We start from the raw sequence: 17681 nt of genomic DNA on the forward strand, positions 1-17681 counted from the left end.
ACCATGCAAGGCGCATCGCTTCGTCATCAGCAACCCGCTCCCGGCCGCAAGCCGGTGCCGCGTGGTGCCAGTCGAATGGTGGCTAAAGAGCCGATGTCGGCGCGCCTGCCGAAAGCCAACTTTGGTTTTCTCAAGGCCCTGTTCTGGCCGGTGCTGTTGGTGGCGTTGGGCTTTGGCACCTATGAAGGTGCACAGCGCCTGTTGCCGTATGCCGACCGCCCGATCACCAAGATCAGCGTGCAGGGCGACTTGAGCTACATCAGCCAGCAAGCGGTACAGCAGCGGATCGCGCCTTTTGTCGCGGCGAGCTTCTTCACCATCGACCTGGCCGGCATGCGTGCCGAACTGGAACAGATGCCGTGGATTGCCCACGCCGAAGTACGGCGCGTGTGGCCGGATCAAGTGACGATCCGCCTGGAAGAACAACTGCCCGTGGCCCGTTGGGGCGACGAAGCGCTGTTGAACAACCAGGGCCAGGCGTTCAACCCGCGTGAGCTGGCCAACTACGAGCATTTGCCGCAGTTGTTCGGACCACAACGGGCACAGCAGCAAGTGATGCAGCAGTACCAGGCGTTGAGCCAGATGCTGCGGCCACTGGGCTTCTCCATTGCGCGCCTGGAATTGCGCGAACGGGGCAGCTGGTTTTTGACCACCGGGGCAGGCAGTTCCGGCCCGGGCATCGAGTTGTTGCTGGGACGCGACCACTTGGTGGAGAAGATGCGCCGCTTTATCGCCATCTACGACAAAACCTTGAAAGAACAGATTACGAACATTGCGAGCATCGACCTGCGTTACGCCAACGGCCTTGCCGTTAGCTGGCGCGAACCGGCTGCGCCCACGACAGCGCAGCCCGCTGTCGCGAAGAATTAAGAAGAGGCAGGACCCATGGCAAACGTGCAAAGCGGCAAAATGATCGTCGGTCTCGATATCGGCACCTCCAAGGTGGTGGCGCTGGTAGGCGAGGTCGCGGACGACGGCACGCTGGAAATCGTCGGAATCGGCACGCATCCGTCCCGGGGCCTGAAGAAGGGCGTGGTGGTCAACATTGAATCCACCGTGCAATCGATCCAGCGCGCCATCGAAGAGGCGCAACTGATGGCCGGCTGCCGGATTCACTCGGCGTTCGTCGGTGTGGCGGGCAATCACATCCGCAGCCTGAACTCCCACGGCATCGTGGCGATTCGCGACCGTGAAGTCAGCTCGGCCGACCTTGAGCGCGTCCTCGACGCCGCCCAGGCCGTGGCGATCCCGGCTGACCAGCGTGTGCTGCACACCCTGCCGCAGGACTACGTGATCGATAACCAGGAAGGCGTGCGTGAGCCCCTGGGCATGTCGGGCGTACGCCTGGAAGCCAAGGTCCACGTCGTGACTTGCGCGGTGAATGCGGCACAGAACATTGAAAAATGCGTGCGCCGCTGCGGCCTGGAAATCGACGACATCATTCTCGAGCAACTGGCTTCGGCCTACTCGGTCCTGACCGACGACGAAAAAGAGCTGGGCGTGTGCCTGGTGGACATCGGCGGCGGCACCACCGATATCGCGATCTTCACCGAAGGTGCGATCCGTCACACCGCCGTGATCCCGATTGCCGGTGACCAGGTGACCAACGACATCGCCATGGCGCTGCGTACACCGACCCAGTACGCCGAAGAAATCAAGATCCGCTACGCCTGCGCCCTGGCCAAGCTGGCCGGTGCCGGTGAAACCATCAAGGTGCCGAGCGTGGGCGACCGCCCACCGCGCGAACTGTCGCGCCAGGCCCTGGCCGAAGTGGTCGAGCCGCGCTACGACGAACTGTTCACCCTGATCCAGGCTGAACTGCGCCGCAGCGGCTACGAAGATTTGATCCCGGCCGGCATCGTGCTGACCGGTGGCACCTCGAAGATGGAAGGCGCGGTCGAACTGGCCGAGGAAATCTTCCACATGCCGGTCCGCCTGGGCGTGCCCCATGGCGTCAAGGGCCTGGGCGACGTGGTGCGCAACCCGATTTATTCCACCGGTGTGGGCTTGCTGTTGTATGGCCTGCAAAAGCAGACCGACGGCATTTCCCTGTCGGGCATTGGCAGCCGCGAAAGCTATAGCAGTGACGAGCCCAAAGCGCCGTTGCTGGAGCGCCTGCAGGCTTGGGTGAAGGGCAATTTCTAAAGATTTACCGCAACACCGTTTCAAGTAGTAGGCGAAAAAACTAGAGAAATGAAGGAGAGGGAAAATGTTCGAACTCGTAGACAACATCCCCGCAAGCCCGGTTATTAAAGTAATCGGTGTCGGCGGTGGCGGCGGCAACGCTGTCAACCATATGGTCAAGAGCAACATTGAAGGCGTTGAATTCATCTGCGCCAACACTGATGCCCAGGCGCTCAAAAGCATCGGCGCGCGGACCATCCTGCAATTGGGCACAGCCGTGACCAAGGGCCTGGGCGCTGGCGCCAATCCGGAAGTCGGCCGTCAAGCCGCTCTGGAAGACCGCGAGCGTATTGCCGAAGTGCTGCAAGGCACCAACATGGTGTTCATCACCACCGGCATGGGCGGCGGTACCGGTACCGGTGCGGCGCCAATCATTGCCGAAGTGGCCAAGGAAATGGGGATCCTGACCGTCGCAGTCGTGACCCGTCCGTTCCCGTTCGAAGGCCGCAAGCGCATGCAGATCGCCGACGAAGGTATCCGTCTGCTGTCTGAAAGCGTTGACTCGTTGATCACCATCCCCAACGAGAAACTGCTGACCATCCTCGGTAAAGACGCCAGCCTGCTGTCGGCTTTCGCCAAGGCTGACGACGTCCTGGCCGGTGCCGTGCGCGGTATCTCCGACATCATCAAGCGTCCGGGCATGATCAACGTCGACTTTGCCGACGTACGTACGGTCATGAGCGAAATGGGCATGGCGATGATGGGCACTGGCTGCGCCAGCGGTCCTAACCGTGCACGTGAAGCGACCGAAGCGGCCATCCGCAACCCGTTGCTTGAAGACGTGAACCTGCAAGGTGCACGCGGCATCCTGGTGAACATCACCGCCGGTCCCGACCTGTCCCTGGGCGAGTACTCCGACGTGGGTAGCATCATCGAAGCCTTCGCTTCCGAGCACGCGATGGTCAAGGTCGGTACCGTTATCGATCCGGACATGCGCGACGAACTGCATGTGACCGTGGTTGCCACAGGTCTGGGCGCAAAAATCGAGAAACCTGTGAAGGTTATCGACAATACCGTGCACACCAGCCAGGCCTCGGCCGCCGCTCCAGCACCTGCTCGCCAGGAACTGCCGTCGGTGAACTACCGTGATCTGGATCGTCCGACCGTGATGCGCAACCAGGCCCAGGCCGGTGCTGCGGCGTCCCGTAGCCCGAATCCGCAAGATGATCTGGACTACCTGGACATCCCGGCTTTCCTGCGTCGTCAGGCCGATTAATGGAATGTATCAGGGCTATGAAGGTGATTGGTGTTCAGCAAAGGTCTGGTCTGCTATTATCGCCAGCCTTTGTTGATACCAGTTCGCAATTTGCGCTGAAGCGGTCCAAGCCATGATTAAACAACGCACCCTGAAGAATATTATCCGTGCCACAGGTGTAGGTCTGCACTCCGGGGAGAAGGTATATCTGACTCTCAAGCCCGCACCTGTCGACACCGGCATCGTGTTTGTTCGTGCCGACCTGGACCCTGTGGTGCAGATTCCTGCTCGCGCGGAAAACGTTGGCGAAACCACCATGTCGACCACATTGGTCAACGGTGACGTCAAAGTGGACACGGTGGAGCACTTGCTCTCGGCCATGGCTGGCCTGGGCATCGATAACGCCTACGTCGAGCTCTCCGCGTCTGAAGTCCCGATCATGGATGGTAGCGCTGGACCTTTTGTATTCCTGATTCAATCTGCCGGCCTGGAAGAACAGGACGCAGCCAAGAAGTTCATTCGCATTCTGCGGGAAGTGACAGTAGAAGACGGCGACAAGCGCGCCACCTTCGTCCCGTTCGAAGGCTTTAAAGTGAGCTTTGAGATCGATTTCGATCACCCGGTATTCCGTGACCGCACCCAAAGTGCAAGCGTGGATTTTTCCAGCACTTCGTTTGTAAAAGAAGTCAGCCGCGCCCGTACCTTTGGTTTCATGAGTGACATCGAGTACCTGCGCAAGCACAACCTCGCACTCGGCGGCAGCGTGGAAAACGCCATCGTGGTCGACGCGGATGGTGTACTGAACGAAGACGGCCTTCGCTATGAAGACGAATTCGTGAAGCACAAGATCCTCGATGCAATTGGTGACCTCTACCTGCTGGGCAATAGCCTGATAGGCGAGTTCAAAGGCTTCAAGTCGGGCCATGCACTGAACAACCAGCTCCTGCGCAAGTTGATTGAGCAGAAAGACGCTTGGGAAGTCGTGACCTTCGAAGATGCCAGCACCGCACCGATCTCTTACATGCGTCCCGTTGCGGCGGTGTAAGTAACAACTCTCTTTCTTTAGTTTTTAAAGGCTGCCTTCGGGTGGCCTTTTTTTATTGGCAAACATCCCCCTGTAGGAGCCGGCTTGCCGGCGATGAGGCCCCTGAACCTTGCACCGACCATCCGGCCGCCATCGCCGGCCAGCCGGCTCCTACATTCAAGGCGCCAGCAGTGTGGCCGCATCGACCACGCGGTTGCGCCCACTATTTTTCGCCTCATACAACGCCCGGTCAGCACTGAGCAGCAACTGCTCCAATGACGCGCTGCTGCGTTTGTCCCAGGTGCTCAAGCCGATACTCACCGTAACTGGCTCACTATCACCCGCAACCGGCGGCAAGTGCTGGATCCCCTGGCGGATACGCTCAGCAATCGCCCGGGCACCGCTGGCGTCGGTATGCGGCAGGATCACCGCAAACTCTTCACCGCCATAGCGCGCCGCGAGGTCGGCCGGGCGGCGGATGTGGCTGCCGATCACCTGTGCCACGCTGCGCAACGCTTCGTCGCCGCCCTGGTGGCCGTGGCGGTCGTTGAAGGCCTTAAAGTGGTCGACGTCGATCATCAACAGGGCCAAGGGCTCGGTCGAGCGGCGCGCGCGCTCCCATTCCAGGGCCAGGCGCTGGTCGAGGATGCGGCGGTTGGCCAGGCCGGTCAGGCCGTCGGTGGCTGCCAGTTCTGACAGTACTTTCTCGGCACGGTAGCGACGCCGCAGTTCCAGGCGCAACATCCAGCTCAGCCACAGCAGGCCCACACACAACACCCCGGTGGCCCCCGCCGTCAGCCACGCGGCGCGTTGCCAGGCGGCGAATACATCGTCGCTGGCCAAGGCCACTACCACGATCAATGGCAACCGGCCCACATTGGTAAAGGTGTAGAGCCGTGGGGTGCCACTGATCGCAGAGATGGCCCGGAAGCTGCCGCTGCCTTCTTGCAGCATGCGCTTGAAGTTGGGGCGTGAGCTCAGATCCTTGTCGATCATGTCCCTCTCGAGCAGGGGTTGCTGGGCCAGCAGGATGCCCTGGTTGTTCAGCAGATTGATGGTGTTACCGCTGCCGATGGTTAGGCTGCTGAACAATTGGTCGAAATATGCCAGGCGCATGGTCGCCACGGCCACCCCGGCAAACTCGCCGTCGGGCCCGGTCACGCGGCGGCTGAAGGCGATGCGCCAGATCTGTTCGCAATCACAGCGGATCTTGAACGGGCGGCTGATAAACAGCCCGGCGTCGGGGTTCTGTTGATGGACCTGGAAATAGTCGCGGTTGGCGAAGTTGCGCCGCGTGGGTGCCAGTGTGGATGAGTCGGCAAGCACCGCGCCCTGGGCGTCCAGCAGCAAGACTTCGCCTTTGTACGGCGCCGCAGTGGACTGGTCGAATTGCAGTTGGTGCCGCACATCGCCCGGCAGCCCTGACATGTCCTTGCCGGCTGCCGCAATCAGGCCTTGCAACGCCAGGTCATAGAGCTCGACGTTGCGCAGCACATCGGCATTGATCAACTGGGTGATATTGCTGGTGGAGCGCTGGGCGGTCTGCAGTGTGCTGGCATGTTCGCGGATCAGCAGCACGGCAACGATGATCAGGATCAGGGTAACTGTGAGACCACTGCCCAGAATCAGCAAAAGCTCCGGGCGTGCAGGCAGGTTAAGGGCGCGGCGTTGACTCATCGGACTGACTTCGGCGGTGACGATGATGGCAGTTTAGTTCCGCGCGCCTTAAATTAAGTCATTGGCGAAAAAGATAATTGGCCGTCAGAACACATTGATCGGGTAGTCGATGATCACCCGATACTCATCCACATCGCGGTCCACCGCCGAGTAGCCATTGCTGCCTCGGTTGGTAGCCCATTGCAGGCGTACCGCCAGGTCCTTGGCCTTGCCGCCCTGCACCACGTACTTGAGGTCGATATCGCGCTCCCAGTGCTTGGCGTTCTTGCCATCGGCGCTGTACCAGGCCGAGTAGCCGCGGCTGTTGGGGTCGACTTTGGTGAGGTCGGTCTTGCCGCTGATGTAGGACACCGCCGAGGTCAGGCCGGGTACGCCAAGACCAGCGAAGTCATAGGCGTACTTGAGTTTCCACGAGCGCTCGTTGGGGCCGTTGAAGTCCGAGTATTGCTGCGAGTTGTCCAGGTACACGCTGTCGCCCTGGGCGATGTAGTCGAACGGCGTGTTGCCATTGACCCGCTGGTACGCGGCCGTGACGCTGTGATTGCCCACGCCCACGGTGAAATGCAGGCTGTAGGTGTTGTTGTCGATATCCCCCAGCAGGGCATTGCCGGTGTCTTGGGTGTGGTAGAAGTGCAGGCCCGGGTTGAGGCTGACCAGGTCATTGAGCGCGTAGGTGTAGTCCAGGTCGTAGTAGTACTGGTTCCACACGTCCTTGAGTTCGGAGGTGTACAGGTTGCTGGTCAGCCCTGGCAGACCGCTCCACGCCACGCCGGCCCAGTTCATGTGCTGGCTGTCCTGGCCCTTGGGCAGTGCGCCATAGCTGGTGCCGATGCGCCCATGGCCACTCTGGTTGTAGAGCTTGGCAAAACTGGCCTGGCCGCCTTCGAACATCCAGCCGTCAAGGCTGTGGTTGGTCAGGCTGACGCCACGAAAGGTCTCGGGCAGCATGCGCGTCATGCCGCCAGCAATCACCGGGTTGTTGAGGAACAGGTCGCCGGCCTTCAGCTCGGTATCCAAGGCGCGGATTTTCAGGGTGCCGCCACCGGTAGAAAACGAGCCCGGCGCTTTGCCGCTGCCGCTGCCGCTGCCGTACGGCAGGATGCTGGAGCCGTCGGTACCGCCACCGCCGTCCAGCTTCAGGCCGAGCATGCCGTGCACATCCAGGCCCAAACCCACGGTGCCCTGGGTGTAGCCGGATTCGAAGATGCCGAGGAAGCCTTGGCCCCACTCTTTGCTGTCGTTGATGTGAATGTCGCGGCGGTCGCGATTCATGTAGTAGTTGCGGGTGTTGATGGTGAGGCTTGAGCCTTCGACGAATCCGTCGGCGGGAGGGGCATCTGCTGCAAGGGCGAGCGGGGAGATAGTTGCTGCAATCGCGAGGAATAACGGGGTGAATGTCAGCGCGGGTTTCACCGGGGGAGCTCCTTTGGGTAAGTCTGAACGGCCAATGTCGTGGGGTGTTCCTGGCCTTTTTTACGGCAAAAAAAAGCCGCTGAAGTCAGCGGCTTTAAGACAGATTCCCAGTGTAGAGCCCTGGAAATAAGTCGAGGGAAATGGCAGGGCGGGTCGGCTGTCTTTGCCGTCTCGCTCGTCGATGCGACATATTGGCGCAGGCGAGCGGTACGGTACAGAGTGTAACAAGATAATGACTGTTGCCCAAATCGCAACAGTCAAGACAGCGAAGATCAACTGTAGGAGCCGGCTTGCCGGCGATAGCAGTGGATCAGTGATGAACAAGTCGACTGACTGGCCGCCATCGCCGGCAAACCGGCTCCTACAGTAGGCCGAGGTGTTTATACGGGCAGGCTGATGCCAAACGTATTGCCCCCGTGCTCACTGCGCACAAACACATCCCCGCCATGCATCAACGCAATTGCCTTGACGATCGCCAGCCCCAACCCATGATTGGCCCCGCTGTTGCTGCGCGAGGCGTCGACGCGGTAGAAGCGCTCGAACAAGCGGGGCAGATGCTCGCTGGCAATCAGCTCACCTGGATTGGTCACGCCAATCAGCACCTGTTGCTCCTGCGGTTGAATCCGCACCTCGATCACCTGCCCCGGCGAGGTGTGCTGCACGGCATTGTTCAGCAGGTTGATCAGGGCCCGGCGCAAATGGGCTTTTTCGATCCGGACCAAGGCATCGCCGACCACCGTGACCTGCACCTGGGCGTCTTCGAGGATGAAATCCAGGTAGTCGAGGGTGGTCGCCACCTCATCGGCCAGGGAGCTTTCGATCAGCTTGGTGGCCTTGCTGCCCTGGTCGGCACTGGCCAGGAACAGCATGTCATTGATGATCGAGCGCAGGCGCTCCAACTCTTCCAGGTTCGATTGCAGGACCTCGAAGTAATGCTCGGCCGAGCGGCCGCGGGTCAGCGCAACCTGGGTCTGGCCGATCAGGTTGGTCAGCGGCGAGCGCAGTTCGTGGGCTACGTCGGCATTAAAGGATTCCAGGCGCGAGTACGCGGTTTCCACGCGCTCCAGGGTCGAGTTGAAGGAGTTGACGAACTGCTTGAGCTCCGGCGGCAACGGTGACAACTGCAAGCGCCCGGACAGTTTTGGCGGTGCCAGTTTTTGCGCTTCGTCCGAGAGTTTGATCAAAGGCTTGAGACCGATGCGCGCGACCCAAAAGCCCAGCAGCGAAGCCAGCACTACGCCGACAAACGCCAGGCTGATCAACGCCATCAGCAGATGGTGCTGGGTGGCGCGGAAGTTGGCGGTGTCGATGGCGATCATAAAGCGCAGCGGCGGGCGCTGGTCTTTGGCCGGGAACTGGCTGACCAGCACCTTGAACGGATACGCATGCCCCGGCAGGTACAAATCACGCTTGCCCGTGGGGCCGGCGGCGAATTCGCGGATGCGTGCGTCCGGGTTGCCGTATTCGTAGGTCGGGTCACTGCTCACCACCCAGAAACGAATCCGTGTGTCCTCTTCCCCCAGCAGCTTGAGTTTGCTGGTCATCTTCACCCAGTGATCCGGCGTGCCGAAACGCGTGATCGACGACTCCAGCACACTGTAGCGCGCATCCAGCTCGGCCCCCGGCAACAAGCCCAGGCCACGGTCCACCTGCTGGTACAGCGCGCCGCCGATCAGCAGGAAAATCACCAGCGCGACCAGGGTGAACATGCCGCTCAGGCGCAGGGCAATCGAGTTACTCGACACTGCGGTTCTCCAGCACATAGCCCATGCCACGAATAGTGTGCAGCAGCTTGTGTTCGAAGGGCCCGTCGAGCTTGGCCCGCAGGCGCTTGATCGCCACTTCGACCACATTGGCATCGCTGTCGAAATTGATGTCCCAGACCATTTCTGCAATCGCCGTCTTGGACAGGATCTCGCCCTGGCGCCGGGCCAGGACGCTGAGCAGTGAGAACTCCTTGGCGGTCAGGTCCAGGCGCAGGCCGGCGCGGCTGGCCTTGCGGCTGATCAGGTCGATCCACAGGTCGGCGATGGTCACCTGCACCGGTTCATGCCCGCCGCTGCGGCGGGTCAGGGCTTGCAGGCGTGCCACCAGTTCGAGGAAGGAAAACGGCTTGCCCAGGTAATCGTCGGCCCCTTCGCGCAGGCCACGAATGCGGTCTTCCACACGCTCGCGGGCGGTGAGCATGATCACCGGGGTCTGCTTGCGTGCCCGCAGTGCGCGCAGCACGCCAAAACCGTCGAGGCCGGGCAGCATCACATCGAGCACGATCACCGCGTAGTCGCTCTCCAGGGCCAGGTGCAGGCCCTCGATGCCGTCGCGGGCCACGTCCACGGTGTAGCCTTGTTCCGTCAGCCCGCGATGCAGGTAGTCGGCGGTTTTTTCTTCGTCTTCAATAATCAGGACGCGCATGACCCCGCCTCAATGTGTGGTCGCCAGCCCAGGGGCCGGTGTGGGTCTATGGAAAAGTTTCTCAAGGTACAAGTATATGACCGGCGTGGTGAACAGGGTCAGCGCCTGGCTCACCAGCAACCCGCCGACCACCGCGATGCCCAACGGCTGGCGCAATTCCGCGCCGGGACCTGCGCCGAGCATCAGCGGCACCGCGCCCAGCAGGGCGGCGAGGGTGGTCATGATGATCGGCCGAAAGCGCGTGATACAGGCCTCGTAAATCGCATCGCCAGGCGCCAGCCCGCGAACGCGCTGGGCCTCCAGGGCAAAGTCGATCATCAGGATGCCGTTTTTCTTGACGATGCCGATCAACAGCACCAGCCCGATCAAGGCCATGATGGAAAAGTCCTGGCCCAGCAGCCACAGCATGATCAACGCACCCAGGCCGGCAGAGGGCAGGGTCGAGATGATGGTCAGCGGGTGCACGAAACTCTCATACAGCACGCCGAGGATGATATAGACCGCCACCAGCGCCGCGAGGATCAGCCACGGCTGGCTGGCCAATGAACTCTGGAACGCCTGGGCCGCGCCCTGGAAATTGCCGATGATGGTGCTCGGCATGCCGATCTCGTTCTTCGCCTGGTCGAGCATGATCACCGCGTCACCCAGGGCCACGCCCGGCGCCAGGTTGAACGACAGGTTGGCCGCCGGGAACATGCCGTCATGGCTGATGGACAACGGCCCGACCGTCGGCGGATCGACCTTGGCCAGCGCCGACAGCGGCACCATTTCGCCGCTCAGGGGCGAGCGCAGGTAGAAGTAGTTCAGGCTCTCGGCCTTGCCCCGTTGCTGGCTGTCCAGTTCCAGCACCACCTGGTACTGGTTGGTCTCGGTCTGGAACTCATTGACCTGGCGTTGGCCGAACGCATCGTACAGCGCCTGGTCGACATCGGTGGCGGTCAGGCCGAAACGCGCGGCGGCTTGGCGGTCGATGCTGATGTGGGTGATGCTGCCGCCCAGTTGCAGGTCGTTGGACAGGTCGCGAAAGGCCGGGTTGGCGCGCAGTTTTTCGGTGAGGCGCTGGGTCCAGGTGTTCAGGGTCGCGCCATCGTTGCTCTTGAGCACGTACTGGTACTGGCTGCGGCTGGGCCCGGAGCTGAGGTTGATGTCCTGGCCGGCGCGCAGGTACAGCACGATCCCCGGGACTTGGGCCAGTTTGGCGCGGATCCGGTCGATAAACTGGCTGGCGGACACGTCGCGATCACCGCGATCTTTCAAGGCAATCCAGAAGCGGCCGTTGGCAATGGTCTGGTTGCTGCCAGTCACGCCCACCGAGTGAGAAAAGTTTTCCACCGCCGGGTCAGCCTTGATGATCTCGGCCAGGGCCTGGTGCTTGGCCACCATATCCGGGTAGGACACATCGGCCGCCGCCTCGCTGGTGCCAAGAATGAAACCGGTGTCTTGTACCGGGAAAAACCCCTTGGGGATAAACACGTAGCCGGCCACGGCCAGGCCCAGGGTCACGACGAAGATACCGAGCATCGTGCGTGGATGGGCCAGCGCCCGGCGCAGGTTCCTCGCGTACCCGGCCAGCAGGCGTTCGCCAAACCCTGGCTTGTCATGGGGGTGGTGGGTCGGGGCGCGCATAAACTGCCCGGCCAGCATCGGCGCCAGGGTCAGGGACACCACCACCGAAATCAGGATGGTCGAGGTCGCGGTCAAGGCAAATTCCTTGAACAGGCGCCCGACCACGCCGCCCATGAACAGCAACGGGATAAACGCCGCCACCAGCGAGAAGCTGATGGACACCACGGTAAAACCGATCTCGCCGGCGCCCTTGATCGCTGCTTCACGCTTGTCCAGGCCGGCCTCAAGGTGACGGTGGATGTTCTCCACCACCACAATCGCGTCGTCCACCACAAACCCCACGGCAATCACGATGGCCACCAGGGTCAGGTTGTTCAAGCTGAAACCCATCACGTACATCAAGGCAAAACTGGCGACCAGCGAAACCCCGAGCACGCTGGAGACAATCAGGGTCGCCGACCACTGGCGCAGGAACAGCGCCATCACCGCCACCACCAGCAACACCGCGATCAACAAGGTGATTTCCACTTCATGCAGCGAGGCACGAATGGTCTTGGTGCGATCCGACAACGAGCTGACGTCCACCGACGCCGGCAGCATCGCCTGCAAGCGCGGCAGCTCGGCCTGGATGCGGTCCACGGTGTCGACGATATTGGCCCCCGGCTGACGGAAAATCACCAGGTTGACCCCCGGCGTATCACCGGACCAGGCCTGCACGTAGGCGTTTTCCGAACCGTTGATCACCCGTGCCACGTCGCGCAACTGCACCGGCGCGCCGTCCTTGTAGGAAACAATCAGGTCGCCGTATTCCTCGGGGTGGAACAGTTGGTCGTTGGTCGACAGCGTCGACACGCTATCGCGCCCATACAGCGCGCCCTTGGCCAGGTTCAGGCTCGATTGCTGGAGGACCAGGCGGATGTCGGCCAGGGTCAGACCGATGGCGGCGAGTTTGTCCGGCGAGGCCTGCACGCGAATCGCCGGGCGTTGCTGGCCGGTGATGCTGATCTGGCCGACCCCGTCGATCTGGCTGATCTGCCGGGCCAGTAGGGTTTCCACGTAGTCGCTCAGTTCGGTGCCGGGCATATTGTTGGAGCTGATACTGAGGATCAGCACCGGGCTGTCCGCCGGGTTGACCTTGCGCCACGTCGGCAGGTTGGGCATGTCGCTGGGCAACTTGCCGGCTGCGGTGTTGATCGCCGCCTGTACTTCCTGGGCGGCGGTATCGATGCTCTTGTCGAGAGTAAATTGCAGGGTCAGGAGGCTGGAGCCCAAGGCGCTGCTTGAGGTCATCTGGGTCATGCCGGGGATGGCGCTGAATTGCACTTCCAGGGGCGTTGCCACCGAGGACGCCATGGTATCGGGGCTGGCGCCGGGCAGTTGGGCGGTGACCTGGATTGTCGGGAACTCCGCCTCCGGCAAGGGCGCGACGGGCAGGCGCGGAAAGGCGATCAAGCCCAGCAGCACCAGGGCAAAGGTCAGCAGCAGGGTCGCGACCGGATGGTCGACGCACCACGCCGATACCGAGCCACGGCCCTTCATGGCTGGGCCTGCGCTTGGGCGGTCTGGATCACTTGCGGCGGCTCCTTGAGCACCTCCACCTGGGCGCCGGCCTTGAGGCGTGACTGGCCGTCGCTGACCAGCACATCACCGGCCTGCACGCCGGTGACAATCGTCAATGCGCTGTTCTGATAGGCCACGTGCACCGGCACCACGTCCACCTTGTCGCCATTGAGGCGGTACACGAAGTGCGAGTCCATGCCGCGCTGGACCACGGTCGGCGGCACCACCAGGGCGGCCTTGTCGAGGGCGGTCTGAATCTTCACCGTGACCAGTTGCCCCGGCCACAGCGTTTGCGTGGCATTGCTGAACTCGGCCTTGGCGCGGATGGTGCCGGTGGTGGCGCTGATCTGGTTATCGATCAGGCTCAGGCGGCCTTCACCGAGCAGCACCGCCGCCGGGCTATCGGTGTCGGCGCCGAGGAAGGCATCGACACTGGCCGGGTGCTGCGCGGCGATCAGGCCTTGCAGGGTCGGCAGCATCTGTTGCGGCAGGGAAAACTCCACGGCGATCGGGTCGATCTGCGTCACCGAGAACAGGCCTTGGGCATCGCTGGTACGCAGGAAGTTGCCTTCATCCACATTGCGAATCCCCACCCGACCGCTGACGGGGGAGCGAATCTGCGTGTAGGAAAGCTGGACCTGAGCTGCATCAATCGCCGCCTGGTTGCCCTGGGCGGTGGCCTTGAGCTGGTTGACCAGGGCTTGCTGCTGGTCGTAAGTCTGCTTCGACACGCCGTCGTCGATGCTCAACTCCTTGTAGCGCTTGAGATTGACCTGCGCCACCTGCAGCTGCGCCTGGCTTTCGCCCAGTTGGGCCTTGGCCTGGTCGAGGCTGGCGCGGATCGCCCGGTCATCGATGCTTGCCAGCAGGTCGCCGGTTTTTACCAATTGCCCTTCCTTGACCAGCAGTTTGGTGAGGATGCCGTCGACCTGCGGGCGAATTACCACACTGTGCAGCGACAGCACCGAGCCGATGCCGCTGACAAATCGCGGGATGTCCTGCTGCGTGACGCTGACCACCCGCACCGGGATCGCAGTCGAGGCAGACAGCTTGGTCTTGGCCGGCCGGGTCGAGACCCAGGCCACGACCGCCAGGGCCACGACGGCGAGCACAATCAAGGTGGTTTTGCGTTGAATGTGCATGGGCTCGCGGCGTCCGGACAGAGAATGGGAAGAGTGGAGGTTCTTTATAGCCTGCAAACCCGGTCAGCAAAGTGACTGTTAACTGACAGCGCTGTCAGCAAAGGTCGACCATTCGTACAGGCGGTGGTTAAAGATCCAGGGCGCGCAGGTATACTGCGCGCCAGTGTGGCCCGCAAGTCGGGCCCGCGTCATTTTTTGCACGCCCCGGAGCTTCCATGAATTCCCCGACACAACCACCTGTTGAAAGCGCCGAACTCGCTGATCCAGACAGCCTCGACAGTGAAGCCAAACCGGTGATCCCGGCCTTCAAGTTCCCTTTCAAACCGGGTGAACTGGCCGGGGCGAAAGACAGCAATCAGCCGTGGTACAAAAACGGCGCGAAGAACGGCCACACCAAGACCCCCGGCATGGCGCCGCCGGGCACCCGTCGTTCGATGGGCAAACGCTGACTGCCTACAGCTCTTGCTGACTTTTCGCCTTGTCGGCCCATGACCTTTTCTTGAAAGCTTTCTCGATTCCCCTTCGCCGCGTCTGGTTGGCAGAAGTACCGGTTGAGGGAGCGGGTCTTTCAAGAAAGGGACTTCTTCATGGCTTTGGCAAAGATCTTCGTTTTATCCGTTGGGTCGCTGCTGTCGGGTGGTTTGTTTATAGGCGCAGCGACAGCTGCTGCAGCGCGCAGCGAAATCCGCTTCGCAATCTCCCCACTGTTTCCCCCCTATGAAAGCCGCGATGCCCAAGGCCAGTTGGTAGGCCTGAACATCGAGTTGGGCAATGCCCTGTGCGCCCAGCTCGACGCCCGTTGCACCTGGGTCGACCAGATTTTCACCCTTAGCATCGACGCCCTGGAAAGCCGGCGTTTCGATGCAATCATGGGCATGGCTTCAACCCCCCAGCGCCGGCAGTTGATCGACTTTACCGACGACCTGTACCCCCTCACCACACACCTGGTAGCCCGCAAGTATTCCGGCCTGCTGCCCACGGTGCGTGCCCTCAAGGGCAAGCGCGTGGGAGTACTTACCGGCAGCAATCGCGAAGCCTTTGCCCTGGCGCAATGGGCGCCGGCGGGCGTGATCATCAAGAGCTACTGGCTCAACGACCAGTTAATCCGCAGCCTGGTGGCCGGTGATATCGACGCGACGCTGCAAGGCACCACCGAAATCCGCCAGGAGCTGCTCGACACCGAGCAGGGGCAGCCATTTGATTTTGTCGGCCGGCCGGTCACCGGCCAACAGATGGGCACCGCCGTGGCCATCGGTGTGCGCAAGTCCGACCCGCAATTGCGCGGTGACCTCAACCGGGCGCTGGAGCAGCTCAAGCAGAGCGGCGAGCACCAGCGCATTCTCCAGCGCTATCTGCAGGAGGAGCCCGAGACGGCAGCGGCGCCGGAGGGCGACGGACCACACTTTTACCCCACTGAAATTGCGCTGCCTTTTTCCGAGGCAGTACGGGTTGGCAACACGCTGTACATTTCCAATATTGCGGGGCTGGATGTTCGCGGCAACCCGGTGAAGGGTGGCACTGGCGCGCAGATGAAGCAGGTGATGAAGACCCTGCACGACCTGTTGGAGCGTCATCATTCCTCGTTGGACCGGGTGGTCAAGTGCACCTTGATGCTGGCCGACCTGGATGACCTGGCCCTGGTCAACGAGGTGTACCTGGGCTACTTCGACCGTAGCCGGTTGCCCGCCCGCAGCGTACTGGCGGTGCGCCGCTTACCGCGCAGCGCGCGGGTGGCGCTGGAGTGCGTGGCCCTGATCGAGGAGTACCGCGAGCCGGAGGCAGCTGTAGCCAACTAAATGCGTGGACCATGAGCTGGATCAGTATTTGCTCAACCGGTGCGCTTAGAGTCGGTGCCCCTGCCGACTCCCTCAATAACCCCCGAGCGCGCTTTCCATGAAGATCAATCTCCCGGTCACGGGTCGAAGTGTTGACATTGCCCCAGACGCCAACATCCTTTCGACCACTGACTTAGGCAGTTCGATTACCTACGCCAACCAGGACTTTATCGACGTCAGCGGCTACAACCGCGAGGAATTGCTGGGCGCGCCACATAACCTGCTGCGTCACCCGGACATGCCGTCGGCGGCCTTTGCCCATATGTGGCAGACCCTCAAAAGCGGCCGCTCGTGGATGGGCATGGTGAAAAATCGCTGCAAGAACGGCGATCACTATTGGGTCAGCGCCTATGCCTCGCCGGTCACGCGCGACGGTGTCGCGGTGGAATACCAGTCGGTACGCACCAAGCCCGATGCGCGGCGGGTGATGGCGGCGGAGCGCGCTTACGCCCGCCTGCGCGCGGGTAGTCGGCGCTTGCGGCCAGTGCTGGAGATGCCCATGAAGTTGTCGCTGGTCACCGGTGCAACCTGCGCCCTGACCTGGGGAGTGGGGGCCGGGTTGGCGAGCTACTCGTGGGCCTTGCAGGTGCTGGGCCTGGCTGCGGTGGGCGCAGCGGGGGTATTGGGTATCAACCTGTTGTTGCGCCCCTTGAGGCAATTGAGCGAGCGGGCACGGCAGATTGCCGATAACCCCGTCAGCCAGGCGATCTACACCGGGCGTGCCGATGAGCTGGGGCAAATCGAATTTGCCATGCAGATGCTCGAAGCCCAGGTGGGCGCGGTGGTCGGCCGGATTGGCGATGCATCGCAGCGTTTATCCGGGCACGCCGCCGCTCTGGTCCAGCAACTGGACAGCAGTCACGCCAGCACCCTGGGCCAGCAGACCCAGACCGACCAGGTGGCCACCGCGATCCAGGAGATGGCGGCCAGCGTGGCGCAAGTCGCCAACCATGCCCAGCAAGCCTCGAAAGCGGCCGACCAGGCCGGCAGCGAGACCCGCGAAGGCCATCAGCGGGTGGACGAAAGCCGTGATGCGGTGCTGCGCCTGTCCCAGGAGCTGGCCAGGGCCACCAGTGTGATCCATCAATTGGAAAGCCACAGCGGGGATATCTCCAGCGTACTGGAGGTGATCCGGGCGATTGCCGAGCAGACCAACCTGCTGGCCCTCAACGCGGCCATCGAGGCGGCGCGGGCGGGCGAGCAGGGCCGTGGCTTTGCGGTGGTGGCAGATGAAGTCCGCGGCCTGGCCCAGCGCACCCAGCAATCGACCAATGAAATCCAGCGCATGATCAGCACCCTGCAGGGCGGCGCCCGCGATGCGGTGATGGCGATGGAGCAAAGCAGCCAGCACGTCGAAGTCAGCGTCGAGCATGCCCAGCGCGCGGCGTCGGCCCTGGATGGCATCAGCCAGCGGGTCAACCAGATCACCGCTATGAGCGTGCAGATTGCCACGGCGGTGGAGGAACAGAGCGCGGTGAGCGAGGACATCAATCGCAATATTGTCGGCATTCGCGATGCCGGCGAGGCCACCGTCAGCGCCGGCCAACAGAGCCAGCTCAGCTCGGGCGACGTAGCGGCCCTGGCGGAGGACCTGCGGCGGCTGGCTGAAGAGTTCTGGGGCAAACGCCGCTAATCTTCGCAACCGGCTTGCCGGCAATGGCGATTTCGCGCAC

Annotated in this window: 13 protein-coding genes; 7 read left to right on the forward strand and 6 right to left on the reverse strand. The window is 62.2% G+C overall.

All coding sequences use genetic code 11. The features are described from left to right. Nucleotides 1-3: 3 nt before the first annotated feature. The 4 genes from HBO19_RS01265 (at nt 4) to lpxC (ending at nt 4424) form a co-directional block, all read left to right on the forward strand. The gene (locus tag HBO19_RS01265) at nt 4-870 is read left to right on the forward strand and encodes a cell division protein FtsQ/DivIB (protein ID WP_169956346.1); all 867 of its coding nucleotides are present in this window, start codon (nt 4-6) and stop codon (nt 868-870) included. A 15-nt stretch (nt 871-885) separates the two neighbouring features. After that, nucleotides 886-2145, forward strand: coding sequence for a cell division protein FtsA (gene ftsA / locus HBO19_RS01270; protein ID WP_029297837.1), 1260 nt, complete (start codon nt 886-888; stop codon nt 2143-2145). Nucleotides 2146-2209: 64 nt separating this feature from the next. Continuing rightward, nucleotides 2210-3400, forward strand: a complete 1191-nt coding sequence (ftsZ, locus tag HBO19_RS01275) for a cell division protein FtsZ (RefSeq protein ID WP_057444456.1) — start codon at nt 2210-2212, stop codon at nt 3398-3400. A gap of 112 nt (nt 3401-3512) precedes the next feature. Then, nucleotides 3513-4424, forward strand: a complete 912-nt coding sequence (lpxC, locus tag HBO19_RS01280; protein WP_029297841.1) for a UDP-3-O-acyl-N-acetylglucosamine deacetylase — start codon at nt 3513-3515, stop codon at nt 4422-4424. A 156-nt stretch (nt 4425-4580) separates the two neighbouring features. Here the strand turns inward: lpxC and HBO19_RS01285 are convergent, their stop codons facing one another. The 6 genes from HBO19_RS01285 to HBO19_RS01310 all read right to left on the reverse strand — a co-directional run bounded on the left by HBO19_RS01285 (nt 4581) and on the right by HBO19_RS01310 (nt 14173). After that, nucleotides 4581-6080: a sensor domain-containing diguanylate cyclase gene (locus HBO19_RS01285; RefSeq protein WP_169956344.1), complete on the reverse strand. Its 1500-nt coding sequence runs from the start codon at nt 6078-6080 to the stop codon at nt 4581-4583. 84 nt (nt 6081-6164) lie between these two features. After that, complete coding sequence (locus HBO19_RS01290) at nt 6165-7493, reverse strand: OprD family porin (protein WP_170056755.1); 1329 nt, start codon at nt 7491-7493, stop codon at nt 6165-6167. 380 nt (nt 7494-7873) lie between these two features. Continuing rightward, nucleotides 7874-9238, reverse strand: a complete 1365-nt coding sequence (locus HBO19_RS01295) for a heavy metal sensor histidine kinase (RefSeq protein WP_170056756.1) — start codon at nt 9236-9238, stop codon at nt 7874-7876. Beyond that, the gene (locus HBO19_RS01300; RefSeq protein WP_169956339.1) at nt 9228-9905 is read right to left on the reverse strand and encodes a heavy metal response regulator transcription factor; all 678 of its coding nucleotides are present in this window, start codon (nt 9903-9905) and stop codon (nt 9228-9230) included. The genes HBO19_RS01295 and HBO19_RS01300 overlap by 11 nt, the downstream gene beginning before the upstream one ends. Nucleotides 9906-9914: 9 nt before the next feature. Beyond that, nucleotides 9915-13010: a multidrug efflux RND transporter permease subunit gene (locus HBO19_RS01305; protein ID WP_169956337.1), complete on the reverse strand. Its 3096-nt coding sequence runs from the start codon at nt 13008-13010 to the stop codon at nt 9915-9917. Further along, nucleotides 13007-14173: an efflux RND transporter periplasmic adaptor subunit gene (locus HBO19_RS01310; RefSeq protein ID WP_170056757.1), complete on the reverse strand. Its 1167-nt coding sequence runs from the start codon at nt 14171-14173 to the stop codon at nt 13007-13009. The genes HBO19_RS01305 and HBO19_RS01310 overlap by 4 nt, the downstream gene beginning before the upstream one ends. A gap of 215 nt (nt 14174-14388) precedes the next feature. Between HBO19_RS01310 and HBO19_RS01315 the strand changes: the two genes are divergently transcribed. The 3 genes from HBO19_RS01315 (at nt 14389) to HBO19_RS01325 (ending at nt 17641) form a co-directional block, all read left to right on the forward strand. Continuing rightward, nucleotides 14389-14622: a hypothetical protein gene (locus HBO19_RS01315; protein WP_057438192.1), complete on the forward strand. Its 234-nt coding sequence runs from the start codon at nt 14389-14391 to the stop codon at nt 14620-14622. A 138-nt stretch (nt 14623-14760) separates the two neighbouring features. After that, nucleotides 14761-15969 (forward strand): transporter substrate-binding domain-containing protein, encoded by a 1209-nt coding sequence (locus HBO19_RS01320; protein WP_170056758.1) that lies wholly within the window; start codon nt 14761-14763, stop codon nt 15967-15969. Nucleotides 15970-16066: 97 nt separating this feature from the next. Next, nucleotides 16067-17641, forward strand: coding sequence for a PAS domain-containing methyl-accepting chemotaxis protein (locus tag HBO19_RS01325; protein WP_170056759.1), 1575 nt, complete (start codon nt 16067-16069; stop codon nt 17639-17641). Nucleotides 17642-17681 lie beyond the last annotated feature (40 nt).

It is taken from the genome of Pseudomonas sp. WS 5021, assembly GCF_012985535.1.
Lineage (GTDB): Bacteria > Pseudomonadota > Gammaproteobacteria > Pseudomonadales > Pseudomonadaceae > Aquipseudomonas.

Coding starts and splice junctions, on each gene's coding strand:
- HBO19_RS01325 (WP_170056759.1), top strand. CDS start 16,067: ATGAAGATCAATCTCCCGGTCACGGGTCGAAGTGTTGACATTGCCCCA.
- HBO19_RS01320 (WP_170056758.1), top strand. CDS start 14,761: ATGGCTTTGGCAAAGATCTTCGTTTTATCCGTTGGGTCGCTGCTGTCG.
- HBO19_RS01305 (WP_169956337.1), bottom strand. CDS start 13,010: ATGAAGGGCCGTGGCTCGGTATCGGCGTGGTGCGTCGACCATCCGGTC.
- HBO19_RS01265 (WP_169956346.1), top strand. CDS start 4: ATGCAAGGCGCATCGCTTCGTCATCAGCAACCCGCTCCCGGCCGCAAG.
- lpxC (WP_029297841.1), top strand. CDS start 3,513: ATGATTAAACAACGCACCCTGAAGAATATTATCCGTGCCACAGGTGTA.
- ftsZ (WP_057444456.1), top strand. CDS start 2,210: ATGTTCGAACTCGTAGACAACATCCCCGCAAGCCCGGTTATTAAAGTA.
- HBO19_RS01310 (WP_170056757.1), bottom strand. CDS start 14,173: ATGCACATTCAACGCAAAACCACCTTGATTGTGCTCGCCGTCGTGGCC.
- HBO19_RS01300 (WP_169956339.1), bottom strand. CDS start 9,905: ATGCGCGTCCTGATTATTGAAGACGAAGAAAAAACCGCCGACTACCTG.
- ftsA (WP_029297837.1), top strand. CDS start 886: ATGGCAAACGTGCAAAGCGGCAAAATGATCGTCGGTCTCGATATCGGC.
- HBO19_RS01315 (WP_057438192.1), top strand. CDS start 14,389: ATGAATTCCCCGACACAACCACCTGTTGAAAGCGCCGAACTCGCTGAT.
- HBO19_RS01285 (WP_169956344.1), bottom strand. CDS start 6,080: ATGAGTCAACGCCGCGCCCTTAACCTGCCTGCACGCCCGGAGCTTTTG.